21 protein-coding genes and 1 pseudogene are annotated in these 26,520 nt (G+C 31.1%); 7 read left to right on the plus strand and 15 right to left on the minus strand.

From position 1 onward, the window contains the following. Positions 1-2: 2 nt before the first annotated feature. From QZ260_RS01745 to QZ260_RS01760, 4 genes are all read left to right on the plus strand, one after another. A complete protein-coding gene (locus tag QZ260_RS01745; RefSeq protein ID WP_295982075.1) occupies positions 3-854 on the plus strand; it encodes a peptidyl-prolyl cis-trans isomerase in 852 nt (283 codons plus the stop codon). After that, positions 838-2,268, plus strand: coding sequence for a peptidylprolyl isomerase (locus QZ260_RS01750; RefSeq protein ID WP_365969012.1), 1,431 nt, complete (start codon positions 838-840; stop codon positions 2,266-2,268). Before QZ260_RS01745 ends, QZ260_RS01750 begins: the two co-directional genes overlap by 17 nt. Positions 2,269-2,273: 5 nt before the next feature. Further along, positions 2,274-3,227, plus strand: coding sequence for a MoxR family ATPase (locus QZ260_RS01755; RefSeq protein ID WP_295982080.1), 954 nt, complete (start codon positions 2,274-2,276; stop codon positions 3,225-3,227). A 348-nt stretch (positions 3,228-3,575) separates the two neighbouring features. Next, positions 3,576-5,843: an aconitate hydratase gene (locus QZ260_RS01760; protein ID WP_295982081.1), complete on the plus strand. Its 2,268-nt coding sequence runs from the start codon at positions 3,576-3,578 to the stop codon at positions 5,841-5,843. A 317-nt stretch (positions 5,844-6,160) separates the two neighbouring features. On the opposite strand, the gene QZ260_RS01765 is transcribed toward QZ260_RS01760, so the two are convergent. Beyond that, positions 6,161-6,871 (minus strand): SDR family NAD(P)-dependent oxidoreductase, encoded by a 711-nt coding sequence (locus tag QZ260_RS01765; RefSeq protein WP_295982084.1) that lies wholly within the window; start codon positions 6,869-6,871, stop codon positions 6,161-6,163. 249 nt (positions 6,872-7,120) lie between these two features. Between QZ260_RS01765 and mazG the strand changes: the two genes are divergently transcribed. Next, the gene (gene mazG / locus QZ260_RS01770) at positions 7,121-7,894 is read left to right on the plus strand and encodes a nucleoside triphosphate pyrophosphohydrolase (protein ID WP_295982086.1); all 774 of its coding nucleotides are present in this window, start codon (positions 7,121-7,123) and stop codon (positions 7,892-7,894) included. A 170-nt stretch (positions 7,895-8,064) separates the two neighbouring features. On the opposite strand, the gene QZ260_RS01775 is transcribed toward mazG, so the two are convergent. The 11 genes from QZ260_RS01775 to QZ260_RS01825 form a co-directional block, all read right to left on the minus strand. Next, positions 8,065-10,131 carry a DUF349 domain-containing protein gene (locus tag QZ260_RS01775; RefSeq protein ID WP_295982088.1) on the minus strand — a complete coding sequence of 689 codons (2,067 nt, stop codon included), beginning with the start codon at positions 10,129-10,131 and terminating at the stop codon, positions 8,065-8,067. A gap of 104 nt (positions 10,132-10,235) precedes the next feature. Beyond that, positions 10,236-10,976, minus strand: a complete 741-nt coding sequence (locus QZ260_RS01780) for a shikimate dehydrogenase (RefSeq protein WP_295982089.1) — start codon at positions 10,974-10,976, stop codon at positions 10,236-10,238. Next, positions 10,973-11,989, minus strand: coding sequence for a DUF368 domain-containing protein (locus tag QZ260_RS01785; protein WP_295982091.1), 1,017 nt, complete (start codon positions 11,987-11,989; stop codon positions 10,973-10,975). Before QZ260_RS01785 ends, QZ260_RS01780 begins: the two co-directional genes overlap by 4 nt. A 2-nt stretch (positions 11,990-11,991) precedes the next feature. Next, a complete protein-coding gene (locus QZ260_RS01790; protein WP_295982092.1) occupies positions 11,992-12,909 on the minus strand; it encodes a DUF368 domain-containing protein in 918 nt (305 codons plus the stop codon). 73 nt (positions 12,910-12,982) lie between these two features. Further along, the gene (locus QZ260_RS01795) at positions 12,983-14,374 is read right to left on the minus strand and encodes a tetratricopeptide repeat protein (RefSeq protein WP_295982094.1); all 1,392 of its coding nucleotides are present in this window, start codon (positions 14,372-14,374) and stop codon (positions 12,983-12,985) included. A gap of 155 nt (positions 14,375-14,529) precedes the next feature. Beyond that, the gene (locus tag QZ260_RS01800; RefSeq protein WP_295982095.1) at positions 14,530-15,714 is read right to left on the minus strand and encodes an aspartate aminotransferase family protein; all 1,185 of its coding nucleotides are present in this window, start codon (positions 15,712-15,714) and stop codon (positions 14,530-14,532) included. Between the two features lie 6 nt (positions 15,715-15,720). Further along, positions 15,721-17,550 carry an OstA-like protein gene (locus tag QZ260_RS01805; RefSeq protein ID WP_295982097.1) on the minus strand — a complete coding sequence of 610 codons (1,830 nt, stop codon included), beginning with the start codon at positions 17,548-17,550 and terminating at the stop codon, positions 15,721-15,723. A gap of 114 nt (positions 17,551-17,664) precedes the next feature. Beyond that, the gene (locus QZ260_RS01810; RefSeq protein ID WP_295982099.1) at positions 17,665-18,942 is read right to left on the minus strand and encodes an adenylosuccinate synthase; all 1,278 of its coding nucleotides are present in this window, start codon (positions 18,940-18,942) and stop codon (positions 17,665-17,667) included. A gap of 9 nt (positions 18,943-18,951) precedes the next feature. Beyond that, positions 18,952-19,410, minus strand: a complete 459-nt coding sequence (locus QZ260_RS01815; protein ID WP_295982102.1) for a transcriptional repressor — start codon at positions 19,408-19,410, stop codon at positions 18,952-18,954. A gap of 179 nt (positions 19,411-19,589) precedes the next feature. After that, complete coding sequence (locus QZ260_RS01820; RefSeq protein ID WP_295982105.1) at positions 19,590-21,815, minus strand: RelA/SpoT family protein; 2,226 nt, start codon at positions 21,813-21,815, stop codon at positions 19,590-19,592. A gap of 56 nt (positions 21,816-21,871) precedes the next feature. Then, positions 21,872-22,459, minus strand: coding sequence for a non-canonical purine NTP diphosphatase (locus QZ260_RS01825; RefSeq protein ID WP_295982107.1), 588 nt, complete (start codon positions 22,457-22,459; stop codon positions 21,872-21,874). A gap of 169 nt (positions 22,460-22,628) precedes the next feature. Here QZ260_RS01825 and QZ260_RS01830 point away from each other — a divergent pair, with 169 nt between their 5' ends. Both QZ260_RS01830 and QZ260_RS01835 read left to right on the plus strand, forming a co-directional pair. Next, complete coding sequence (locus QZ260_RS01830) at positions 22,629-22,928, plus strand: HPF/RaiA family ribosome-associated protein (RefSeq protein ID WP_295982110.1); 300 nt, start codon at positions 22,629-22,631, stop codon at positions 22,926-22,928. Positions 22,929-23,062: 134 nt separating this feature from the next. Then, positions 23,063-24,607 carry a hypothetical protein gene (locus QZ260_RS01835; protein WP_295982112.1) on the plus strand — a complete coding sequence of 515 codons (1,545 nt, stop codon included), beginning with the start codon at positions 23,063-23,065 and terminating at the stop codon, positions 24,605-24,607. Positions 24,608-24,677: 70 nt separating this feature from the next. Here the strand turns inward: QZ260_RS01835 and QZ260_RS01840 are convergent. The 3 genes and pseudogenes from QZ260_RS01840 to QZ260_RS01850 all read right to left on the minus strand — a co-directional run. Continuing rightward, positions 24,678-24,791 (minus strand): annotated as a pseudogene (locus QZ260_RS01840) (23S rRNA (pseudouridine(1915)-N(3))-methyltransferase RlmH); the annotation flags it as partial. A gap of 63 nt (positions 24,792-24,854) precedes the next feature. Beyond that, positions 24,855-25,517, minus strand: coding sequence for an acetyltransferase (locus QZ260_RS01845; protein WP_295982114.1), 663 nt, complete (start codon positions 25,515-25,517; stop codon positions 24,855-24,857). A gap of 91 nt (positions 25,518-25,608) precedes the next feature. Next, on the minus strand, positions 25,609-26,520 hold a 912-nt coding region (locus QZ260_RS01850), incomplete at its 5' end, for an ATP-grasp domain-containing protein (RefSeq protein WP_295982118.1).

Consider the following 26,520-nt stretch of genomic DNA (forward strand, 5'->3'; position numbering starts at 1 on the left):
ACGTGCGCATTAAAGTCTTTTTAATAGGATTGTTAGTTATGGTGAATTCATGTGATTTTATAAAAAAATCAGATGGCAATAACCCTATAGCACGAGTTAATGAAAATTATCTTTATGAAGATGATATAAACGACTTGGTATCTGAAGATACATCAAAACAGGATAGTATACTTTTAATTCAGAATTTCATAAATAGATGGGCGACACAACAGTTGTTTGTTGATGGTGCTAAACTAAATTTAAGCGAAGAAAAGCAAGCAGCTTTCGATAAATTAGTAGTTCAGTATAAAAATGATTTGTATTCCAAAGCCTATATTGAAGCTTTAGTAAAACGAAGTATAGATATCGCTGTTTCTATTGATGAAGCTGAAGCGTATTATACCAATAACAAAGAGGTATTTAAATTAAACGAAGAACTTATTAAGTTTCGTTACATTCATTTAGATGAAAATATTATCAACTATTCGAATATTAGAAAACAATTTAGGCGTTACAATAAAATCGATAAAAAGATTCTGGATTCTATTTCTATACAGTTTAAATCCTATTCTTTTAATGACTCCATTTGGATTAAATTAACTCAAGTTATAAAGAAAATTCCAGCTGTTAATTCAGAAAACAAAAATCAACTGTTAAAAAAATCTAATTTTGTACAACTCAAAGATTCATTAGGAGTATATTTGATGCAAATTAATGATGTTTTAGTTAGAAATGACACGGCGCCGTTGGAATATGTTAAGCCAACTATTGATCAAATAGTCATTAACAAACGTAAGCTAGAACTGATTAAAGAATTAGAAAAAGATATCACAAAAGATGCTATTAAAAACAAACAATTTGAAATTTACGATTAACCTAAAACATGTATTGGCTTTATTTTTAGCTTTCGTAACAGTGAATACTGCATATGCTCAAGAAATTATCAAAGATGAAGTAAAGGAAGTTACTAAAAAAGTAGATTCTGTTGATACTTCAAAGGCGCGAAAAGTGGATGGTGTTGCTGCTGTAGTAGGAGATTTTATTGTTTTAGAATCTGATATTCAAAAAGAAAGAGATCAAGTTCAAGCAAGTGGCGGCTCTCTTGAAGGTGTAGATGATTGCCAATTATTTGGTTTAATGTTGGAAAGAAAACTATATGCCCATCATGCTATTCAAGATAGTATTCCTGTGTCTGATGCTGAAATAAGAAAAAATGTAGATTATCAAATTCAACAGTTCCTTCAACAAACAAATGGTTCAATGGAACGTCTTTTAGAATTTTATAATAAAGACGATGAGCAAGGTTTTAGAGATGAAATGTTTGAAATTAATAAGTCAAATCTACTTGCTCAAAGAATGCAAGCTAAAATTGTTGAGGAAATTGAAATTACTCCAGAAGAAGTAAGAACATTTTACAATAAAATTCCTGAAGATGAACGACCAACTTTTGGGACAGAACTTAAAGTAGCTCAAATTGTAGCTGAACCTAAGGTTTCAGAAGAAGAAAATCAAAAATTGATTGATCGTTTAAAACAATTTAAAGCAGATATTATTGAAAGAGGAGCAAGTTTCCGTTCTAAGGCTGTTTTATACTCTCAAGATCCAGGTTCAGCAAGTAAAGGCGGTAAGTATACGCTAAACAGAAAACAACCAAGAATGGTTAAAGAATTTAGGCAGGTTGCATTTGCATTACAAGAAGGGGAAATTTCAGAACCTTTTAAATCCGATTTTGGTTATCATATTGTTACTTTAGAAAAAATAAGAGGTCAAGAATATGATGTTGCCCATATTTTATTAACGCCTAAAATTTCTAGTGAAGCTATTCAAGAAGCCAAAGACCGCTTAGAAAATGTTAGAAAGCGAATTGTTGATGGTGATATTTCTTTCGCTGATGCTGCAAAAGAAGTGAGTGATGAAAAAGAAACAAAAAATGATGGTGGGCAATTGATAAACCCAACAACACAAGATTATAATTTTGAGTTGACGAGAATGGATCCAGAGCTTTATGCACAAATTCAAAATTTAAAAGATGATGATGTGAGTTTGGTTTTAAACGAAGAAGATAGAACAGGTAATGTTAAATTTAAAATTTTAATGGTTACTGATAGAATTGAAGACCATAAGGCAGACTACGCTCGTGACTTTATAAAAATTAAGGACTTAGCTTTAGAAGAAAAGAAAATTAGAGCCATTGAAGAGTGGCAAGATGAAAAAATACTTGACACTTATATAAAAGTGAGTAAAGAACACAGAGCTTGTGATTTTTCTGGTAATTGGTTAAAAAAATAGTTAGTATGTCTGATGTTGCTGCCATTGAAGAATTTGTAAAAAAGTTTAAAGTTTTAAAAACGGAAATTGCCAAAGTTATTATTGGTCAAGATGAGGTTGTAACCCAAATACTTATTTCAATATTCTCAGGTGGACATTCATTACTAATTGGTGTTCCGGGTCTAGCAAAAACTTTGATGGTTAATACGATAGCTCAAGCTTTAGGCTTAGACTTTAAGCGCATTCAATTTACTCCGGATTTAATGCCTAGTGATATTTTGGGAAGTGAGATTCTAGATGAAGATCGCCACTTCAAATTTATTAAAGGACCTATTTTTGCCAATATTATTTTGGCAGATGAAATCAATAGAACGCCTCCAAAAACACAAGCGGCTTTATTAGAAGCTATGCAAGAACGCTCTGTAACAGTTGCAGGTCATAATTATAAGCTAGACTTACCTTATTTTGTTTTGGCTACACAAAATCCAATTGAGCAAGAAGGCACATATCCTTTACCTGAAGCACAATTAGATAGGTTTATGTTTGCAATAAACTTAGATTATCCAACTTACCAAGAAGAAGTTCAGGTTGTAAAAGCGACAACAAATGACAATAAAGTGAAAGTGAATTCACTACTTTCTGCAGAACAAATTGTAGATTTTCAACATTTAATTCGTCGTATTCCAGTTGCTGATAATGTTATAGAGTATGCGGTTTCTATGGTTTCTAAAACAAGGCCAAATTCTGATGTAGCTCCAGAAATTGTAAAAACGTATATTGATTGGGGAGCGGGTCCAAGAGCATCTCAGAATTTAATTTTAGCGGCTAAAACACATGCTGCAATTCATGGAAAATTTTCTCCAGATATAGAAAATGTGCAAGCAGTGGCTCAAAGTATACTTCGTCATAGAATTATTAAAAATTACAAAGCGGAAGCAGAAGGAATTTCGGAAGAACAAATTATTAAAAGTTTGTTTTAGTGAAACTCTAACAGTTCATAATTCCAATTATATTTTTTTGAAGGATTAAGTACTACTCAGTTTGATGTTTTCAATTGCTAAATTTATGGTAACGAGATCTGCTCTATAAAAGTGAATGAACTAGTTTTTGTTATAATTTAATTGATTATTTTTTATATTATGATACAGCTTGTTAAATTATCAATTTCAATTAAAATTACTAATAAAACTCAAATCATATTAAATTATAATGTGACTATAATAATTTAATATGAGGCAGGACTGTATTGCACGTTTTATTTTTAGAAATTTACATTAATTTCGTATTTTGCGTTACTTTTTAAAAAACCAATACTTAAAATATATTTTATGGCATTTGACATCAATATGATAAAAGGTGTTTACACCAAAATGGCTGATCGCGTAGATAAAGCTCGTGAAATTGTAGGGAAACCATTAACATTATCTGAAAAGATTTTATATTCTCATTTATGGGATGGTAATCCTTCAAAAGCATTTGTAAGAGGAAAGGACTATGTTGATTTTGCGCCAGATAGAATTGCATGTCAAGATGCAACAGCTCAAATGGCTTTATTGCAGTTTATGCAAGCAGGAAAAACTAAAGTAGCTGTTCCTACAACTGTTCATTGTGATCACTTGATTCAGGCTAAAGAAGGAGCAGCGACAGATTTAAAACACGCTAATAATGTAAGTAGCGAAGTTTTTAATTTCTTAGAGTCAGTTTCAAATAAATATGGTATTGGTTTTTGGAAGCCGGGAGCTGGTATTATTCATCAAGTAGTTTTAGAAAATTATGCATTTCCTGGAGGAATGATGATTGGTACAGATTCACATACAGTAAATGCTGGTGGATTAGGTATGGTAGCTATTGGTGTTGGTGGTGCTGATGCTGTAGATGTTATGGCAGGTATGGCTTGGGAACTTAAATTCCCAAAATTAATAGGTGTTAAGTTAACAGGTAAACTATCTGGTTGGACTGCACCCAAAGATGTGATTTTAAAAGTAGCTGGAATTCTTACTGCAAAAGGAGGAACAGGAGCTATTGTTGAATATTTTGGCCCTGGAGCAACTTCAATGTCTTGTACAGGAAAAGGAACAATCTGTAATATGGGAGCTGAAATAGGAGCAACAACTTCAACATTTGGCTATGATGAATCGATGGAACGTTATTTGCGTGCTACAGATAGAGCAGATGTCGCTGATGCAGCGAATGAAGTAAAACAACATTTAACTGCAGATGCAGAAGTGTATGCAAATCCAGAACAGTATTTTGATCAAGTTATTGAAATTAATTTATCTGAATTAGGACCATTATTAAATGGACCTTTTACTCCAGATTTATCTACTGAAGTAGGATCTGCGATGACAGAGAAAGCAAAAGCTAATGATTGGCCAATAAAAGTAGAATGGGGATTGATAGGTTCTTGTACAAACTCTTCATACGAAGATTTATCACGTGCATCATCAATTGCACAACAAGCTTTAGATAAAGGTTTAAAAATGAAATCAGAATTAGGAATTAACCCTGGTTCTGAACAAGTACGCTTCACAGCAGAACGTGATGGCATCCTTGGAATTTTTGAAAACTTAGACGCTAAAATATTTACTAATGCTTGTGGTCCCTGTATTGGGCAATGGGCGAGGTATAGTGACCCTAAAAACGCACCAAAAAATAGTATAGTACATTCTTTTAATAGAAACTTTGCTAAGCGTGCTGATGGTAATCCTAATACGCATGCCTTCGTGGCATCTCCAGAATTAACAGCTGCAATTGCCGTTGCGGGTCGTTTAGATTTCAATCCATTAACAGATAAGTTAATTAATGAAAACGGCGATGAAGTCATGTTTGATGAACCGACAGGATGGGAATTACCCCCAAAAGGTTTTGAGGTAAAAGATAACGGGTATCTTGCGCCAGAAGCAGATGGTAGCCGTGTTCAAGTATCAGTAAAGGATGATTCAGAGCGTTTACAATTATTAACACCTTTCCAACCTTTAGGGAGTACAATCAATGGTGCTAAATTATTAATTAAGGCTCTTGGAAAATGTACAACCGATCATATTTCTATGGCTGGTCCATGGTTACGTTTTAGAGGACATTTAGATAATATTGCAAACAATACTTTAATTGGTGCTATTAATGCATATAACGAAAAAACAAATTTTGTTAAAAACCAATTGACTGGTGATTACGGAGGAGTTCCAGATGTGCAACGTGAGTATAAAAAAGCAGGGATAAATACCATAGTAGTTGGAGATCATAACTACGGAGAAGGCTCTTCTCGTGAACATGCTGCAATGCAACCAAGGCATTTAGGTGTAGCAGCGGTTATCGTAAAATCTTTTGCACGTATTCATGAAACGAACCTTAAAAAACAAGGGATGTTAGGGTTAACGTTTGCTAATGAAAGCGATTACGATTTAATTCAAGAGAATGATACATTTAATTTTGTAGATTTAAACGAGTTTGCTCCAGGAAAGCAATTAACGCTAGAGGCAGTTCATGAAGATGGATCTAAAGATATTATTAAATTGAATCATACTTATAATGATGCACAAATTGTGTGGTATAACGAAGGTTCTGCGCTTAATTTGATTAAGAAACAGAACGCATAGTTTTCCATAATTATATATTTAAAAATCCAGCTTTAAAGCTGGATTTTTTTATTCACAAAAGTACTATTTTTCAGTATTACCGAAGGGTTTTGCTTTCAATAATCGCTACTCTTATGCGGAGACACCCATCAATTATCCTGCGGTGTTCGCAGTATAACCCTTCGATCCCTAAAGTAATTATTCGTCAGTTGATTGGTGTTTAAATTGAAATTTAATTTATTTTTGGATGGTATGTTTAACGTCTTATTAAACTACGTTTTAAGACTGTTTAGGTTGTTTTATTACAATTAATATTAAACGTTATTGGCAACTGGTAGTCAAACCCGATTATAAATCCAGTTAGGTATAATTCTTAAGATTAATGCAATTATATACCATCGCCTTGTTACATATCCAACAGTTTGTTTTTTTTTAATAATATTAAAAATTTGTTGAGCTGCTTTTTCTTTTGGAGCCATCCAAAAGTGTTTTTTGTTTACAAGTCCTGTATCTACAAAACCAGGTCTTATATCGGTTATAGTTATGGAAAGATTTGATTTTTCCGCCTTCTGTCTTAGGCCTTGTAAATAACTTATTTGGTATGATTTAGCCGCATGATATGCAGGGGCTATTCTATTTCCTCTAAGACCAGCTATTGAAGTAATAGTCACAAAGTGCCCATGTTGTTTACTTTCAAAATACTTGTAAGCTTTATCGGCTATTTCTGTAAAACCTAAAACATTTAATTGATTAGCCTCATTTTCTATTTCAAAACCTAGATTTTTGTCCAAATGCCCAATTCCAGCAGAAAAAACTAACAAATCTAGGCCACCTAACCAGTTTATTAAATCATTAATGACTTTAGAGTTTCCATGAGACGCACAATCCAAATATTTGACACTTAAATTAGTATTGGAGATATGATTTAATTCTTTTAGAATATTTTTTTCTATACCTGTTATGCCTACTTTATAATTGTTATTCAATAGTACTCTTGCTAAGGCACGTCCAATACCTGTAGATGCTCCAATAATAATTGCCTTTTTCATTTATGGTGATGATTACCAATGTTCTGTACCTAAAAGGTAGCTAAATTTTATGACAAAGTCAAGTTATCAGATATATTGCCTTTATTAATTTATGTGATTTTTAAACAAAAAATATATAGCGAGCGCCAAGAGAACTTGTCTGAATTATAGAAAGTTGTAAAGTATACTAATAACGCTTAAAGCTATTATTGAAGTCAATATTTTCATTTCAAAAAAATCAAATATCGTACTTTTACAAAAATTTTAAAAATGAATTCCAGAACAAACCAACTAAAGGCATTTGATAGATTATTAACCATAATGGATGAGTTACGTGAGCAGTGTCCGTGGGATAAAAAACAAACCATGGAAACCCTACGCCATCTTACTATTGAGGAGACTTATGAATTGGGTGATGCTATTCTAGATAAGGATTTAGAAGAGGTTAAAAAAGAACTTGGCGATGTGCTCTTGCATATTGTATTTTATTCCAAGATAGGAAGCGAATCCAAGGATTTTGATATTGCCGATGTATGTAACAGTATTTGTGAAAAATTAATACATAGACATCCACATATTTACGGTGATGTTAAAGTGGAAAATGAAGAAGATGTAAAAAGAAATTGGGAAAATTTAAAACTTAAAGAAGGGAAAACAAGCGTTCTAGAAGGTGTACCAAAAAGTTTGCCTGCTTTAGTAAAAGCTAATAGAATTCAAGAAAAAGTTGCAGGCATTGGTTTTGACTGGGAAGAGCCAAGCCAAGTTTGGGAAAAAGTAGAAGAGGAGTTAAACGAGTTTAAAGTTGAGGTACAGTCTGGCAATCAAGATAAAATGGAAAGCGAATTTGGAGATGTCATATTTTCTATGGTAAACTATGCGCGCTTTTTAAACATCAATCCAGAGAATGCTTTAGAACGTACCAATAAAAAATTCACTAAACGTTTTCAATATTTAGAAAGTAAAGCGAAAGGATTAAATAAACAACTTACAGATATGACTTTAGCTGAAATGGATGTATTTTGGGAAGAGGCTAAAAACCTTTAGGCTTTATAATATTGTTGTTTGTTTTAAACATTATTTAAAAATTAGAAAGTCTAATAAATATTCATTTTATCCATATAAATCTTTATTATTAATTAGCGTGCAAAAAAACAAATTACATAGTATTTTATATTATGTTTTAGTATTAACAACTAGCTATTGTTAGTATAAAATTAATAAAGCTTTTTAATCTTTTGAAGTTTTGCTTTCCATAAGTCTAAAGCTTCTTTATGATTTTTAATATTGCCATGTACTTCCTTTACAAGAGGATTATCCTCACCAACATTTGTGAAAAATTGCAAGTTATTTTCTAGTTGATTGATTTGTCCTTTTACTTCATCTATTTTTTTGCGAATAAAAGAGTGTTCATTATCTAAGTTTCTAGAATCATCCGAAGTACTCAAACTATCAAGCTTATTTTCGTACTTAATCATTTCCGCTTCAGTTTTGTCAACTTTTAAATCTGTTAACAAGCTATCAATCATCTTTTGAAATTTCCCGTCGATATAGCGTTTATCACTAGGTACACGACCTAAATTTTGCCATTGCTTAATTTGATCTTTTATGGTTTCAACCCCTTCTTTTTTGTCTTCTGGTAGTTTTAAATCTTTTAAGCTTTTTAAAAATTCATTCTTTTTATTGTAAGCTTCAACTTGCTCTTCGCTTGCTGCGTTTCTTTTGGCATGAATTCTATCAAAATATTGATTGCATGCCGCTTTAAAACGCTTCCAGATTTTATCACTGTCTTTTCTAGGAACATGACCAATTTTTTTCCAGTCACCTTGAATCTTTTTCATTAAAGGTGTAACAGATTCAAAGTCATCACTCTCTTTATTATCTTCAGCAATTTTTATTAAATCAAGCTTAAGCTGTAGATTTTTATATTGGTCTTTTTTTAGATCTTTATAAAAGACATTCTTTTTTCTGTTAAATAACCTAACAGATTCTTTAAATTTTGCCCAAGTGGCTTCATTCACTTTTATTGGTACTTTACCAGCATTAAAGAATGCGTCTCGGAGCACTTCAACTTCTTTGATTTTATTTTGCAATGCACCATGAGAACTGTTTTCCTGAATAGCAATTTGTTCAATTTTTAAAATAATCTCTAGTTTATGCTCAAGATTTTTTTCGTAAACTTTATCTATTTCTTTGTAATAGACTTGGCGTTTGTCGTTAATTGTTTTTGTAGCCACTTTAAAACGTTCCCAAATAGCTTCTCGATGTTCTCTACCAACTGGCCCAAGTTCTTCTTTCCACATTTTGTGCAGTTCTTGCAACTCTCTAAAAGCACGCATGATATCGTCATCTTTAGCTAACTCTTCAGCGCGTTCAATGATTAATAATTTCTTTTCTAGATTATGTTTAAAATCTAAATCGCGTAAATCTCTATTGATATGTAAAAAATCGTAGAACCGTTCTACATGGTGGTGATAACTATTCCATGCATTATTGTATTTATCTCTTGGAATAGGCCCGGTATTTCTCCATTGTTCTTGTAATTCTTTAAAGTGCTTATAGGTTGTATTAATATTTTCTTCAACATTAATTAAGCCTTTTAATTCCTCTATGATTTCAAGTTTATCGACTAAATTTTGCTTTAAGTTTTTTTCTAAACCTTGGTAATGCTCATTAACCTTTTTTCTATATTGTCTATAAGCTTCTTTATATCTTTTTTGAACAGGTGAGGAGTAATGAAAGTCTATTTCATTACCTCCTTCATTTATGAAATCCTCTTTCTTTTCATCAACTAAAGCTTGAAGTTTTGTTTTAAATTCTGAGTTAATATCATCAATGTGAGATTTAATAGCTTGAACTTTTTCGTTCTTTAAAAGTTTTTCTAACTCTATGACTAGAGCTTCTAAAGACATAGTGTCGTAAGCTTTTACTTCAATAGTGTGTCTATCCTTATTGCCTTCATCTTCAGCGTCTTCAGCGTTTGATTCTTCTATTTCATTGAGGACTTTATCGTGTTCTTCTGCAGTTGCTGAGTCCACAATTTTTTCGTTATGGATAGTTTTATCTGTTGCAGTAGCTTCATCGGTTGTTTCTGTAGCATCACTAGGCGCGTTTTCAACATTTTCTTCTTCAATACCCTGATCTGGTTCAGTAGATTCATCAATTACGTCTACATCGCTAGATGTATCTTCTGTATTTTGATTGTCATTTAATTGAGCGGAATTATCATTAGAATTTACTTCTTCAGTTCCGTCTACTTCTTCAGATTTATTAATATCAGACATTTTAAAAAATGTTAAGGTTCGTAAAAATTACTTTAAGCATTAAAGATACTAACAAGTCTAGTATTTACAAAGCACTATAAGATTTTAATTGTGCTATGGAAGTTTTATTTTAGATTCCAGATAGACCAAGCTTTCTCGGCTTGAAACTCAAGCATAAGGAACCCGTTAATCGTTGTAGCTCGATTTTTGTTTCCAAGTTTTAAAAATTTAGTTTCTTGTGGGTTATAGATTAAATCGAAAAGAATATGTTTTTCATTTATAGCATGGTATGGAATATTTGGACAATCTTCAATATTAGGAAATGTTCCTAAGGGTGTTGCGTTGATAATAATTTGATTGTCACTAATATCATCTTCAGTTAATGTCTCATATGAAAAACCAACACCATCAGATAATTTTCTAGAGACGTATTGATATGTTATTCCCATTTCATCTAAAGTATACGCAATGGCTTTACTAGCACCGCCGGTACCCAAAATTAATGCCTTTTTATGATGCGATTTTATAAATGGTTTCAGTGTTTTTTTAAATCCATAACAATCTGTGTTATATCCTACCAATTTTCCTGTCTTTGTTATTCGTATCGTATTTACTGCTCCAATAGCTTTAGCTTTTTTATTAACTTTATCTAGAAACGGAATAACTTGCTCTTTATATGGAATGGTTACATTAAGACCTTTTAAACCTTTAGTGTTTTTAATTATAGACGGAAATAAATCAATATTGTCAATATCGAAATTTTCATAAGACGTATTTTTAATATTTTCATTTTCAAACTTTTTTTTAAAGTATGTTCTTGAAAACGAATAAGATATATCTTTACCTAAAAGGCCTAGTTTGTTCATGTTACTTTTCTTGTTTTTTGTCCGTACCACTCTAAGGCCAAAACTATAGCAATTCCTATAATAATGAAACCAATAGCATAGTAAGTTTCAATATTTAATTCTGGTCTAAAACGTTGATAATTTTCTATTATTTTTTCTCCTGTTGAATCTAATAGAAAATTGCCGTCATCCCTTAATTTGTATATGGTGTTTTTCCAAGGCCATACGACACCTAGTGATCCTATAATAAAACCTATAATTGTAGAAAGTGTAATACTTTTATAATGATTTAAAATATAACTTAACACATGTGAGAAGGTAACTAAACCTGTTACGGAACCTAAAGTGAAAACTACTAAAACTTTCAGTATTCTTAATCGTTCATTATTTTCAATAAAACTAAAATCTCCACTGATGATTTCAAAAAAGGTATCAAATAGGGCATTTACAGAATCGACTAAAAGCAAGACGTAATTTCCTAAAATAATAAGGATGAAAGATCCAGAAAAACCAGGTAAAGTCATACCAGAAACGCTAATGATTCCACAGAAAAAAACAAACCAAAGATTATCATTTTCTTTTGCAGGATTTAAAAAACTAATGCTGACTCCTAACAAGATTCCTAGGGCTAGAGATGTATACGTTTTATAGTTCCAATCTTTAAAGTCTTTATTGATATAATAAATTGAGCCAATAATCATTCCAAAAAAAACACTCCAGACATAAAGTTCATAATGCTTTATTAAATAATCTAAAACTTTCGAAACACTAAAATAACTAACAATCATCCCAAAGAATAACAAAGCTAAAAAGCGACCATTAATATATTGGTAAAAACTTTTAAAACGACCGTTAAATAGTAATTTAAAAGCTTTTTTATTTACTTTTCTCAGCGAATAAATAAACTCCTCATAAAAGCCAGCAACAAAAGCCACAACCCCACCAGAAACTCCAGGAACTTTATTTGCTGCCCCCATGCCTAATCCTTTTAAGATTAGAAAAATTTTATCTGTAAGTGTTCTGGTACTTTCCATTCCTATTTTTTAGAACCTAGCCTTTCCAAAATTAAAATAGTTAAAAACCCTACAATCATTAAAACTACTGCAAGTAGAATTTGATTTTCTCCATCAAATGACAAAGGTGATACGCTTTCTTGTAGCAAAGGAGATTTTATACCTTTAGAGTTGGTATGCCATGTTAACGTTTCTTTCCATGGCCAGACTTTATTTAACGACCCAAAAATGAAACCCGTTAATAGGGCTAAAGTAACATTATGGTAATGTTTGAAAAGCCATTTTAGAAGATGGCTAAAGCTGAGTATACCTAATAGCGCTCCTACTACAAAAATCATAATTTTTTTAATATCAATGTCATGAATGGCATTACTAAGTGTCTTGTATGCTCCAAGAATGATAAGAATAAAAGAGCCAGAAATACCTGGTAATATCATAGCGCAAATTGCTATAGCTCCAGCTAAAAATAGAAACCATGGGCTTTCATTTGTTCCTAAAGAGGGTAATTTACTTATGTAAAATGCAATACCTGCACCAATAATTAATACAATTATGGAAACAAGATTCCATTTTGTAATTTGTTTTCCAACAAAATAGATACTGGCTACAATAAGACCAAAAAAGAATGACCAAATTAAAACGGGATGATGCTCAAGTAAATATTTGGCTAGTTTCATAAACGATACAAAACTGATTATAATACCAGAAAGAAGTGCCAATAAAAAACTACCATTTACTTGTTCCCAAAAAGCTTTAAAGCCTTTACTAAAAAGTGTTTTAAAAAGCGATCCATTTACATTACTAATTGAAGTTATGAGTTCTTCATAAATACCAGAAATAAAGGCGATAGTGCCTCCAGAAACGCCTGGTACAGCATCTGCAGCTCCCATGGCTAATCCTTTAAGTGAAATGATCAAGTAATCTTTAAGACTTCTTTGCATATTTTAATTTTACATGAATTCCAAAGGTATACATTTGGTCACTAAAAAAAAATTTATCTAAGAATATGAAAACTTACTTACAGATTTGTTTAAGTATATTTTTTACTAGTAATTCTTTTGTAACTTTAGGAAAGAGTTCTTCAATAATAAAAGCATAGTCTTCGTTGTGTTTTAAGCCGTTTTTAAGATAAAATGTTGCTTTATCATGTTCCTTTAAAGTAAAATATGATCCTGCTAAACGATACTCTAATTCAGCACTTTCAGGATAAAAATCAATAGCTTGCTCAAAGTTAGAAATGGCGGCTTCTAGTTCTCCTAATTTAATTAATAAGTCTCCCCGATCTAACCAAGTATTTAACTCGTAATTACCTAGCTCTAAAGTTTTTTTGTATCCGCGTTCAGCTTCTTCATAGAACTTTAATCGTTGGTTGATTTGAGCATATAATTTCCAATAAATAACATTTTCAGAATCTATGTTTATAGCTTTATTTATAAAGAAAAGTGCTCTTTGATAGTCGCTTTTTTTATTATAAAACTTTGTAATAGCAATCCAGCCTTTGTCTAATAAAGGATCTTCATGAACTGTTCTGTCGTAGTACTGAATCGCTAAATCGTCATTCCCTAATTTTTCGTGACAGATTCCAATACGCAATAATGCAAAAGAAGTTGGTTCATCTAATTTTAAGGTAATGGTATAGTTTTCAATGGCATCTTTATAACGCTTAAGTTTTTCTAATACTTTACCACGTTCAAGATATGCTCCAACAAATGTATCATCAGATATGATCGCAAAATCAAAAGATGTTAATGCTTTATTATAATCTTTTAAAGTGCAATATTGTTTGCCTAATTGATGCCATGCCACTTCACAGTAAGGGCTTTTATCTAAAAACAGATTTAAATAAGATATAGCATCATCATTTTGATTTAAAAATTCAAAGCAGTAAATAATATTATAAAGCGCAGAATAATCATTAGTGTCAGACTCTAAACATTTAATGAAATAAGTTTTAGCATCTTCATACTTATCTAGAAATAAATATTCCATGCCAATAAGTGAATATATATCTACAACATCATCAGTAAGTTCTAAAGCTTTTTTAAGTACATCTATGGCTTGCTCATGATTATCTTTCTTCGAAAAAATATTAGCTTTCTGAATGTATATTTCCTCATTCATAGGATTAATAACATACAATTCATTTAAGAGTTTATCAGCTTCAGAAAGTTTGTCTTCAAAGACATAAATTTCTACTTTAAAAAGTTTTAAATTAATAGAAGTTGGATGCTGATCTAAACCTAATTTAATCGCTTTTTTAGCTAAGGCTATTTTACCTTGATTTAGGTAATGGTGAATAATGTTTTCGAATTCTTCTGAATCGAAGAATAAAACATGATTTGTTTTTAACATCGATTCAAACTTGGTAAGAGGCAAATTGTTGTTGTCATTATGACTAAACTCCATAAGCACATTTGTAAGTTTATACTTGACTAAATTTAAGCTTCTATTTGCTTTTTTACTGAAGATCAAACAATTGTTTTTAACAAAGTAATCAACATATGTATATTTATGAAGATTTAAGTTGCTATTGTGTTGATTTCAAGTATTTTGAATAGGTGTTAGTTATGTAGTATTTCGTCTAAAATGGCAATAATTATCTGACACCCTTCGATGATTTCGACATTTGAGATGTTTAAAGGCGGTGTTATCCTTACTGCTTTGGGTTCAAAAAGCAACCAAAAAAGTATTAAACCACGGTTTTGAGATTTAAGAATTAAAGAATTTGTTATAGTTTCAGAGGAAGTAATAATAGCAAGCATAAGTCCTCTACCTCTTATTTCAGAAATTAAAGGATGTACGAGATGCTTTCTAAAAAGTTCTTCCTTTTCTAGAGCTTCTTGCATTAAATTACTTTCGGTAATTTCTTTTAGAGTCGCTAATGCCGATGCAGCAATAACTGGGTGTCCACCAAAGGTTGTTATATGCCCTAGCTTAGGATTGTCTTGAAGTACATTCATTAATTTACTAGATGCCGTAAAAGCACCAATAGGCATGCCGCCTCCTAAACCTTTACCTGTAACTAAAATATCTGGTAGGCAGTTGTAGTTTTCAAAACCAAAAAGTTTGCCAGTACGTCCCATACCTGGTTGTATTTCATCCAAAATTAAAAGCGCTCCAACTTTATGGCACTGATTTTGAACTTTTTCTAAATAGTCATCCTTTGGTTCAATAAACCCAGCACCACCTTGTATAGTTTCTAAAATAACACAAGCCGTTCTAGTTGTTATTTGATCTAAATCTTCTTCACTATTAAAGCTAATGAATTTAACATCTGGCAAAAGTGGTCTGAATGCTTGTTTTCGTTCTTCATACCCCATGATGCTTAAAGCCCCCATAGTACTGCCATGATATGCTTTGTTAGCGGCAATAATTTCACTTCTTCCTGTTGCTCTTTTGGCTAACTTTAATGCGCCTTCAATAGCTTCGGTTCCAGAATTAGTTAAATACGTTTTTTCTAATGATTCGGGCAGATGTTTTGCTAATAGCTTTGTAAGTTCAACAGCTGGTTTTTGAATGTATTCGCCATAAACCATAACATGCATATAGCTATCTAGCTGATTCTTTATGGCACTTATAACTTTTGGATGATTGTGACCTAAAGGACAAGCTGAAACTCCTGCAACAAAATCTAAATATCTTTTTTTGTTGGTATCAAATATGTATACCCCTTTTGCATGAGAAATTTCCATAGCCAAAGGATGTGGTGTAGTTTGAGCTTGGTATTTAAAAAAATCAGCCTTCATTGTTAACTATTTTTCTGGTAGTGGTTTTTCAAGAAGGAATTTTTTTCGTTTATTTTTTTGAAGTGTTTTATTTTTAGAAACCCCTTTTGCTTTAAATGTGTTTTTTGGTAAATTTCTTGAAGCTTTTGAAATGGTACCTTTTTTAATTTTTGCCTTGGTATCAGCTTTCTTAATTCTTTTAATTAAAGTTTCGTCAACAAAATCTTCTTGTGGTATGTAATCATCCAAACCTTTAATTATTGGTAACTCTAAAGGCGGATCATCTTTAAATAAATCGTCAACACTTCTTGGTCGTTCTTCTTCTCGCCAATCAAAACCTTTAAGAATTCTTTCTTTTTCTGGGAATTTAGATTCAGGATATAAATTCCCGTCAATTTGATTATATCTCGTATATTCATCAATATCTCCATCGTCAAATAAAATGGTAATGCTACCAGATTTTGACTTATCAATACCAATAAGTTCTTGTTTGTCATTTCTAGCATAGAAAATAGATTCTGCATTTTTGGTAACATCAACTTGCTTTAATCGATTTTCTTCATCAAATAATCCAACTAACCGTTTACCAGAAATTTGATTATATCCGTTTTTACTGATGGTGTCCTTGCTGATAATAAAAGCATTATCAAAAACAAGAAGTGAGTCAATTTTTTCTGTTTCTTTATTAGATAGTAAATGAATAGTATCACCTGTCATTTGATTTCCTAAATTCCAAAGAATGGGTTTTTGTATAACAGAAAACTTATCTCCCGAAGATAAAGCTGGAAGATTTAATAATTTAGTGACACCTGTATTTTGATCTGAATGAATTGAGTCTGATTTACCGCTTAAATCCCTTTTAAAAATTTTAGCATTATAATATGCTTTAATAATACGGTTGTCTGTCTTACCAGTAACCATAATCTTGTCAGCGTGTATATAAACAGAATCTTTCTCTTGAACAGTTATAGCCAAAGCGCGTTTTGTAATAAATAAAGAGTCTTTTTCCTTAAACACTTCAGCGTAATGCCCTTTTACAACACTATTGTTTATTGTGTCTGTTACTGTTATATTATTTGTTGCTGAAGCAAAACTTGAATTGTTATCAAAGTATAAACTATCACCCTCAACAATTCTATTGTCATAATCAATTCTTGCTTTTTTAAGTGCATAACCAATTTTGTTTTCAGTATCATAAAACCCTTTTTCGCAATATGTTTTACTAGTTTCTGTGGTTATCGTTGAAGGGCCAAAAAGATAAGCATAACCAGTATCAGAATAAAAATCAAAGTAATTTGAATTTATTGTAGTTTCATCACTTACTAACACCACGTCTTCAACAAACTGATATTTTTTAAGATTCATGTAATACCTTCCTATCATACTAGTAATTGTGCCAGATGAATCTTTTACAACATTACCACCACTTCTATAATAGGCTTGTTCTTTAGCTCGGTCAAAGTATAGGGTATCAGAAGAAATAGTCGAATTTTGGTCTTTCATAACGACATCGCCACTTGCAAAAGCAAATTCAGTAATGCCACTATATTCAATGTATTTTGAAGTCATGTTTATAGTATCACCTTGCTTTAAGATGACATTTCCATAAGCTTCAATGAAATTTTCTTTACTATAATGTATGGCTTTGTCGCACCACAAGTTTGCGCCACCATGTTCAATATGAACTTGTTCGGCATCATCTCGAGTTAATATTTTGGCTCCAGGGTAATTCTCTTCATCAATAGTTAATTTACCAGCATATTCAATTTGAATTTGCTTTTTTGATTGCGCATTTAAATCAATAGTTGATACAAAACCAATTAACAGAATAAAAAATAGAGCTTGTAGTTTGTTCAAAATGTAAAAAGTTTGTCGTAAAAATAACGATAATTATAATGTATAATTGTTTTCAAACAAAAAACGCTCCAAAATATTTTGAAGCGTTTTTTTATTCCTTGAATTTCAAGAAAATCAATTATTCCTAAAAATAGTCTGTTTTCTGTCTGGTCCAACAGATACTATGGTTATAGGGATTTCTAATTCTTTTTCTAAAAACTCAATGTATTCATTTAATGTTTTTGGTAATTGTGACGCTTCAGACATTTCAGTTAAGTCTTCATTCCAACCACTAAAATCAGAATAGATAGGTTCTACATTTTGAGGTTCAATATTGTATGGTAAATGAGAAATAACTTCACCTTTGTATTTATAAGCGGTACAAACTTTCAAGGTTTTAAAACCAGAAAGTACGTCGCCTTTCATCATCATAAGTTGGGTAACACCATTTACTTGACACGCATATTTTAAAGCTACTAAATCTAACCAACCGCAACGTCTTGGGCGACCTGTAGTAGCACCAAATTCATTGCCAATCTTAGCCATCATTTCACCATCTTTATCAAATAACTCCGTAGGGAACGGGCCAGAACCAACACGAGTTGTATATGCTTTAAAAATTCCAAATACATCTCCAATTTGATTTGGCGCAACACCTAAACCAGTGCATGCACCAGCTGCTGTTGTATTACTAGATGTGACAAATGGATAAGTTCCAAAATCAATATCTAATAAAGAACCTTGAGCGCCTTCTGCTAAAATAGTTTGTCCAGATTTTTGTGCTTGATAAATGTATTCTTCTGAATCAATAAATTTTAAAGATTTTAAAACCTTCACTGCTTTAAAGAATTCTTCTTCTAATTCTTTTAAATCATATTCAATTTCTACATTATAAAAAGCAATCATAGATTCATGCTTATTAGCGAGAGCTCTATATTTTTCTTTCCAATCACTTAATTCTAAATCACCTACACGAATACCGTTTCTTCCGGTTTTATCCATGTATGTTGGTCCAATTCCTTTTAGAGTAGAACCAATTTTAGCTTTTCCTTTTGAAGCTTCACTAGCAGCATCAAGCAATCTGTGAGTTGGTAAAATAATATGTGCTTTTCTAGAAATCATTAAAGATTTTCTATAATCTACATCCTGTTCTTCTAATTTATCAAGTTCACCTTTAAAAATCACTGGATCAATTACTACACCGTTACCTACTAAATTAGTAGCATCATCATGAAAAATCCCTGAAGGAATTGTGTGTAACACATGTTTTCTGCCATTAAAAACTAAGGTGTGTCCTGCATTTGGACCACCCTGAAAACGTGCTATAATATTATAGTTTGAGGTTAGTACGTCAACAATTTTTCCTTTGCCTTCGTCTCCCCATTGTAGTCCTAGTAGTAAATCTACTGCCATTGTAAAAAATTAGTTATTAGTTGTTGATTTTCTATTTCCGTAAAAATAGAGTGAGTGGTTATTTATTTCAATATCGAAAACTTCTTCGATTGTTTTTTTTATAGATTGAATTCGTGGGTCGCAAAACTCAATAACTTCCCCTGTATCAGTAAGAATAACGTGATCGTGCTGTCTATCAAAATATGACTTTTCATAGTGTGCCTGATTTTTTCCAAATTGGTGTTTTCTAACCAATTTACATTCTAAAAGTAGTTCTATAGTGTTGTAAAGCGTTGCACGAGATACACGATATTTTTTGTTTTTCATACTAAGATATAGGGATTCTATATCAAAATGCTCGGTATTATTATAGATTTCCTGAAGTATGGCGTAGCGTTCGGGTGTTTTGCGGTGCCCGTTGCTTTCTAAAAAGCTGGTAAATACGCTTTTAACAATCTCTTGATTTTTTGAATCTGCCTTTCCGTCCATAATTGCATCGCAAATTTACACTTTTATATCAAAAGAATATATAAAACAATCTAAAATAATTTGGAATATATTTTTATGTATTTAGGTAAAAATCACAGTTATAATAAAACTTATTACTAGAGATTTAACATCAAGACAGGCCTGAAGAAAGTCATTGTTAGCCTATTATATATTTTTTCTTATACTCTTCTTACTTTATCGATACCATTAATTTTTTTAAGTTTATCTAAAAGCTTCTTTATTATAGTGTTGTTCTTAACAACCACATTAATTTTTCCAGAAAAAAGCCCGTCATTACTTTCAAAACTTATGCTTTTCATGTTTACAAGCATGTTTTCCGAAATAATGTTGGTAATATCGTTTACTAAACCAATATGGTCTATTCCTGTAATTTCAATTTTCACAAAAAACTCTTGTTGTGTAGAATCTATCCATTTTGCAGGCATGATTCTGTAAGCATAATTAGATTGCAAACTTACCGCATTAGGGCAATTCTTTTTATGAACTTTAATGCCTTCATTTACCGTTAAAAAACCAAATACACTATCACCAGGTATGGGGTTGCAACAATTAGCCAGTTTATAATCTAGTTTTTCTTCTTCTTTACTAAAAACAAGAGAATCATATTTTAAAGTAACTTCTTGTTTTCCTAAATCCTCTTTTGTTACAGTTTGTTTCCTGGATATTTTATTCTTGATATAACTCATTAAAACATTACCTCTTGAAGAAGCATAATTTTTTAACATGATATTATCAATAGAGCCAATTCCAATTCTATAAAATAAATCTAGACTGGTTTTTAGTTTGAAATAATTAACCATTTTATTAATGGTTTTTTCATCAAGCGTAATTTTTAGTTGTTTTAATTTACGACGAAGAATCTCTTTTCCATCTTCTCCAATACGTTTTTTATCTTCTTTAAGGGCTGATTTTATTTTACTTCTCGCTCGAGCGGTAGTCGTATAATCTAACCAGTTCGGGTTTGGTTTTACGCTTTCAGAAGTCATAATATCCACCTGGTCACCACTTTTTAACGCATGACTTAATGGTTTTAGCTTGCCATTAACTTTGGCACCTCGCGTTTTTAAACCAACTTCGGTGTGAATACTGAAAGCAAAATCAAGCGCTGTAGCTCCTTTTGGGAGCGATTTTAAATCTCCACCGGGTGTAAATACAAATATTTCTTTGGAGTATAGGTTTAATTTAAACTCTTCAACAAAATCAACAGCGTTCATGTCTGATCCTTCAAGCGCTTCTTGCAGTCTATTAATCCAGCTTTCTAGATTATCTTCTTTTTCGCTGACTTGCTTGTATTTGTAGTGTGCTGCATAGCCTTTTTCTGCTATTTCATGCATCTTTTCACTGCGTATTTGAACCTCAACCCATCTGCCTTTTGGGCCCATTACTGTAATATGTAAAGCTTCATAACCTGTAGATTTCGGAGAGGATATCCAATCTCGTAATCTAATTGGGTTTGGTCTAAAATGATCTGTTACAATTGAATAAATTTTCCAAGCTATGAATTTCTCATTTTGAGGGTCTGAATCGCTTTTGTAAATAATTCGAATAGCAAACTTATCGTAAACTTCATCAAAAGAAACTCCTTGATCTATCATTTTTTTTCGAATTGAAAAAATAGATTTTGGTCTCCCTGTTATAGTGTAACTGAGATTCTCTTTGTCGAGTGAGTTTTTTATAACATCACTAAATTGGACAATGTAATTATCTTGTTCTTCTTTGCTTTCCTTTATCTTGTCAAAAATATCTTTGTAAACATCAGGTTCAGTATATTTTAAACCTAAATCTTCAAGTTCACTTTTTATATTGTAAAGTCCAATCCTATGGGCTAAAGGGGCATAAATATATAACGTTTCAGATGCGATTTTAATCTGTTTATCAGGGCGCATCGAGTCCATGGTTTGCATATTATGGAGTCTGTCTGCAATTTTGATAATAATTACCCTAACATCATCATTAAGTGTTAGAAGCATTTTACGGAAGTTCTCTGCTTGTAAAGACACGTCCATATCCTTTTCCTTACTTAAGGATGATATTTTTGTAAGCCCATCAACAATAGTTGCAATGGTTTTACCAAAGCGTTTTTCAATGTCCTTTATTTCATAATCAGGGCTATCTTCAACCACATCATGAAGCAGAGCAGCTGCGATAGACGTCGCATCTAAACCAATTTCTTGAGCCACAATTTTAGCAACAGCTAATGGATGGAAAATATAAGCTTCTCCAGATTTTCTGCGTTGGTCTTTGTGACCGTCTAAAGCAACTTCAAAAGCACTGCGGATTAATTTTATGTCTTCTTTTGAAAGCGTGGTGTAACTTACCTTTAGTAATTCCTTGTAGGCTTGAGTAATGGCTGCATTCTCTTTTTCTATAGCTTCCTCTGTCATAGATTAAAAGTAACACAAAGAATATTAACAGCCAACCTGATTTTTATTTTTTATTACTAAATTTTTGTTTGAATAGTTTTTAAGAAATCAACCAATTTCGAAACAGCTTTTCCTCGATGTCCTATTTTATTTTTTAAGTTTAATTCCATTTCAGCAAATGTCATATCATAATCATTTGGTTTAAAAATAGGATCGTAACCAAAACCTTTTTTGCCATGTTTAGTTTTAGTAATGCTTCCTTTGCAAATTCCATTAAACGTTTGAAATTTATTGTTTAAGTGAAGCGCAACTACTGTTTTAAATTGAGCGTTTCTGTTTTCGGTATTAGCCAATTCATCTAATAATTTATTCATGTTGTCATGGGTGTCACGCTGCTCACCGGCATAACGAGCAGAATATACACCAGGAGCACCATTTAATGCTTCAACTTCAAGACCCGTGTCATCTGCAAAACAATCATAACCATAATATTTTTTTATGTATTCCGCTTTTTGAATAGCGTTTCCTTCAATAGTATTTTGTGTCTCAGGAATGTCCTCAAAACAGCCAATATCTTTTAGACTAATCAGCTTAATGCTTGATGGGATTAATGCCTGAACTTCTTTCAGTTTATTTAAGTTGTTAGTTGCAAAAACGAGATCCATATATTTATAATTTGTAATTTCAAAAGTACTGTTAATTGATTTTAAATGAAATAGAAGATATTTAATTTTAAAAAGAAAAAATTATCATCATTTTATGATTTTTGTTACTTTTAGTTATTCAAAAAACTTGTATATTAGGATAGAATTTAAAAATTAAAAGAGAACGAATATGACAGTAAACATTCAATACGTAGGTGTCGATGTAAGTGATACACTTTCAGCTTTCACAAAAGAGAAATTAGAAAAATTGTTTAACAGATATGAGTTTTTAATAAATGCCTCGGTAAACTTTAAGCAAGATGAAAAAGATCATAATGATGGCAAAATTTGTAATATAGAATTGAGTTTACCTGGACCAAGAATTTTTGCGACTGCAAATGAGCGTAACTTTGAAGTGTCAGTTAGAGAAACGATAAGTGATTTAGATCGTCAACTTAAAAAACGTAAACAAGTTTATAAAACGCATTAAAATAGCCATAAAGTTTCATATATAAAATGCCCATTAAAATACTGAAATCACTTTTATTAGTGCTTATTATATTTGTAATAGGTCTTATTGGTCAATATTTTTTTTCCAATCTAGTTAACCAGAAAATTAGAGATTTGATTTTAAATAATCAATCACAAAAATATTCCATTAAAGTTCATAATATTAATTCTAATTTATTTAGTAAATCTATTACTCTAGAAGGAATTCGATTCGATTTTAAGAGAGAAAGTTTTAGTGATGTTAAATCAGATACTTTATCAAATAATATAACTGAAAATATAAGTATTCAGGAAGTTAGTTTTAAGGGCTTAGGGCTTTTGAGTTTTGCGTTGACAAAAAAAATAATTATTGAGGAAGTCACATTTAATGATGTTAACATTTTTCAATACAAAATAAGTAAAGTAAAAACAAAAAAGGTCCCCAAAGTTAACTTTGATTTGGATTCGATAGAGTTAAATAATTTAAATGGTTTACAAATAGAGCATATTGTATTTAATAATTTTAACTATCAATTATTTGATCCAGAAACGAAAAAAATTGAAGTAAAATTAAATCCAATAAATTTCGAATTACCTTATTTGGAGATGGTTTCTAGTGGTTTAGGTAAATTTAAACTTAAACGAAGTCATAAAAATTCGAAAATCGAAAACTTACATTTTGAAATTAATAGGTCTCCATATGATTTTTTTATAGGTTCAATTTCATATGGTGTAAATACAAATCCAATTGTCATTACTGATTTTAATATTAAATCGAGTATTGAATTGCCAAAACTCGCAAATAATTATCCGTACTTAAAAAATCTGTTCGAAGGTTCTTTAGACACTTTAAGTATTTATAATTTAAATCTATCAAAACTTATTAAAAATGATGGACTTTATATTGATAGTTTAGAAATATCGCAATTGAATTTAAATTTATTTAAAGATAAAAATAAGCCTAGTGAGAATTCAGAGAACAAAATACTTCCCCATGTGGCATTAAAAAATCTAAAGCATCCATTACTGATTAAAAAATTAATAGTAAAAAATAGTAATGTATTAATTGAAGAAAAATTAAAAGGTAAAAATCAAACAATTAAAATTCCAATAAGTAAAATTAATATAGAAATTTCAAATATTAACTCTTTAATAGAATCGGCGAACGAGCAGTTAAAATTTAATATGGATGCAATTTTAATGAATGCTGGTAAAGTAACTTTTCAAGCTAATTTCCCATTAAAAAGAACTAGTAATACTTTTTATTTTAAAGGGGGTATGGGTACTGCTCAAATGCATTATTTTGACAGAGCTCTTTTTCCAGTTATGGGTTTGAAAGTTTTAAGTGGGGAAGTTGATAGGTTAAGTTTTAATGGAGAAGCCAATAGTGTGAAAGCTACTGGAAGGATGATCATGCTTTACCATGATTTAGAAGCAAAAGTTTTTAAATCTCATAGCTTAGAAAAAAATAAGTTTTTATCATGGACTGTTAATACATTAATTCATAAATCAAATCCAAAGCATAAAAAACAAGCAAGAGAAGTGATTATGGATTTTGAAAGAAATAAAGATAAAGGATTAGGTAATTTTATTTGGAAAACTCTAGAGACTGGTCTTGTAAATACAATAGCGCCAGGGGGAAAGCAAATTAAATCATCAAGACACCATAAAAAGGGTTAATTTTTTATTAGCAATTTTTCCTTAAAGTTATTTTATAGTTGCTTATTTTCAAAAAAAAATAGTGTTTGTTTTACTTGTGATGATAGGGCTCATTCCTTAAAATAGTGAAGCCTCTATACAGTTGTTCAATAAAAAATAAGCGAATCATTTGATGGGAAAATGTCATTTTTGATAATGATAGTTTAGGTAATGGTGAAGCTATATTTGTCGTGGAAACAATATTTGGTTAATATTTTTTTTGAATATATTAATATTGTTTTGGAATTGCCATTACCTGCTCTTTATATCTATAAAAAACGGTAGTATCATCTTTTACATTCTTATTGACAACCATTCCCGCTTGCACGACATTATTGCTTCCGATTTCTATACCTGGGATTACGGTAGATCGAATTCCGAAATAATTATTATCACCCACTTTGACTGATCCTGCTATACCAGCCGTTGAAAAGAAATTATTATCACCTACAACGCAATCATGGCTAATAAAACAATAAGTAGTAAGGAAATTATAATTTCCGACGATGGCATTTTTTTCAAGGATAGAGAAAGGAAAAATTATATTACCTACACCAATTTCCATATTTTCAGGTTTTATGACGCTATGGTGAATAAAACTACCAATTTTGGCATTTTTTCTTAACATAGTTTCAATAAATTTCTTTCTAGATTTGATTTCCATTACTGCAATCAATACCTCTTCATCCTTACTAGGTGTATATGAATCTATATTGCATAAAAGAGGGGCATTGTACTTGTATTTTGTCCAATATTTTTTCGAGTCATCTATATAACCTACTATTTTTATTTTGTCGTCCGGCCCGACTTTTGAATTGTGATCTTCAATATAAAATGTTAACTCTGAACCAGCTCCACCCGCTCCTAAAATAATCACTTTTCTCATATTCATTTAATTATATTATTTGTTATAATTGAGGTATCAAAAACACTCAGTTGATGTACCTTGTCTTGTATCCCATCTATATCTGCATGCTTTTTCACTAATTCAATAATTCCTTAGTGTCTAAAGTTTTAAGAAGCATGTTTTGACCATCTTCAGAATAAACTCTGAAAATACCATGAATTGCATTCATTACATTAATCAACTCTAACTTAGAGTTGGTCACAAAAAACACTCTTGCAATAACTTGCAATAAAGTACCAACGGCGCGATCCGGAATTACATCACCTTCTTCATAGGATATAAAACATGAAGTTACCTCTGGTAACTCCAATATTTCACTTTCACCATCAATTCTTCCAATTTCACCAGGTTTCAAAAGGAATGTTATATTTCCTCCATACTTCTCTGGATATGGAACAATCTTATTATAAAAAGGATTGTCACTCATTTTACTCGTAATTGCAAAATGAATTAAATGCTCTAATATATTAATATTATTTGTTTTTGATAAAACATGATATTCTAATGAACCTGTGAGACGAAATCCCATTTCATAAAAAACGAATTTTCCATCTTTAACAAATGACTGAATAAATATCAGCCCATTTTGTATACCAATAGATTTAAACATATTAATAACTTTACTATCTAAAGCATCAATATAATCTTCCAAATATTCTGAAGGGAATGTATAGGCTACTGGGAGTGGTATTGAATTATTTTGGCTGTTTTTCATATGACGGTCAGCAATAGCTGTTAGAAATATATTACCATCTTGTGCTGTATAAAAAATAGTGGCTTCTTTCCAAGGCATATATCTTTCTACAATGACCTGTTTGCTTGGGGAATAACTTAAAGATTTTTCAAAATTCTTAGTAAGTTCATCGATATTAGAGCATATGCTAATCCCTCGACCAGCAGTATTATCAATAGGCTTTATTAGGACCGGATAACTAATATTCTCACAGTTAATTTTTGATATCGGTAAATTAATTTGAAACTCCTCTAC

Source organism: uncultured Algibacter sp. (assembly GCF_905480415.1).
Lineage (GTDB): Bacteria > Bacteroidota > Bacteroidia > Flavobacteriales > Flavobacteriaceae > Algibacter_B.

Coding starts and splice junctions, on each gene's coding strand:
- QZ260_RS01830 (WP_295982110.1), top strand. CDS start 22,629: ATGACAGTAAACATTCAATACGTAGGTGTCGATGTAAGTGATACACTT.
- QZ260_RS01785 (WP_295982091.1), bottom strand. CDS start 11,989: ATGGAAAGTACCAGAACACTTACAGATAAAATTTTTCTAATCTTAAAA.
- QZ260_RS01810 (WP_295982099.1), bottom strand. CDS start 18,942: ATGGCAGTAGATTTACTACTAGGACTACAATGGGGAGACGAAGGCAAA.
- QZ260_RS01820 (WP_295982105.1), bottom strand. CDS start 21,815: ATGACAGAGGAAGCTATAGAAAAAGAGAATGCAGCCATTACTCAAGCC.
- QZ260_RS01800 (WP_295982095.1), bottom strand. CDS start 15,714: ATGAAGGCTGATTTTTTTAAATACCAAGCTCAAACTACACCACATCCT.
- QZ260_RS01755 (WP_295982080.1), top strand. CDS start 2,274: ATGTCTGATGTTGCTGCCATTGAAGAATTTGTAAAAAAGTTTAAAGTT.
- QZ260_RS01795 (WP_295982094.1), bottom strand. CDS start 14,374: ATGGAGTTTAGTCATAATGACAACAACAATTTGCCTCTTACCAAGTTT.
- QZ260_RS01825 (WP_295982107.1), bottom strand. CDS start 22,459: ATGGATCTCGTTTTTGCAACTAACAACTTAAATAAACTGAAAGAAGTT.
- QZ260_RS01775 (WP_295982088.1), bottom strand. CDS start 10,131: ATGTCTGATATTAATAAATCTGAAGAAGTAGACGGAACTGAAGAAGTA.
- QZ260_RS01780 (WP_295982089.1), bottom strand. CDS start 10,976: ATGAACAAACTAGGCCTTTTAGGTAAAGATATATCTTATTCGTTTTCA.
- QZ260_RS01765 (WP_295982084.1), bottom strand. CDS start 6,871: ATGAAAAAGGCAATTATTATTGGAGCATCTACAGGTATTGGACGTGCC.
- QZ260_RS01815 (WP_295982102.1), bottom strand. CDS start 19,410: ATGGACGGAAAGGCAGATTCAAAAAATCAAGAGATTGTTAAAAGCGTA.
- QZ260_RS01790 (WP_295982092.1), bottom strand. CDS start 12,909: ATGCAAAGAAGTCTTAAAGATTACTTGATCATTTCACTTAAAGGATTA.
- QZ260_RS01760 (WP_295982081.1), top strand. CDS start 3,576: ATGGCATTTGACATCAATATGATAAAAGGTGTTTACACCAAAATGGCT.
- QZ260_RS01845 (WP_295982114.1), bottom strand. CDS start 25,517: ATGAATATGAGAAAAGTGATTATTTTAGGAGCGGGTGGAGCTGGTTCA.
- mazG (WP_295982086.1), top strand. CDS start 7,121: ATGAATTCCAGAACAAACCAACTAAAGGCATTTGATAGATTATTAACC.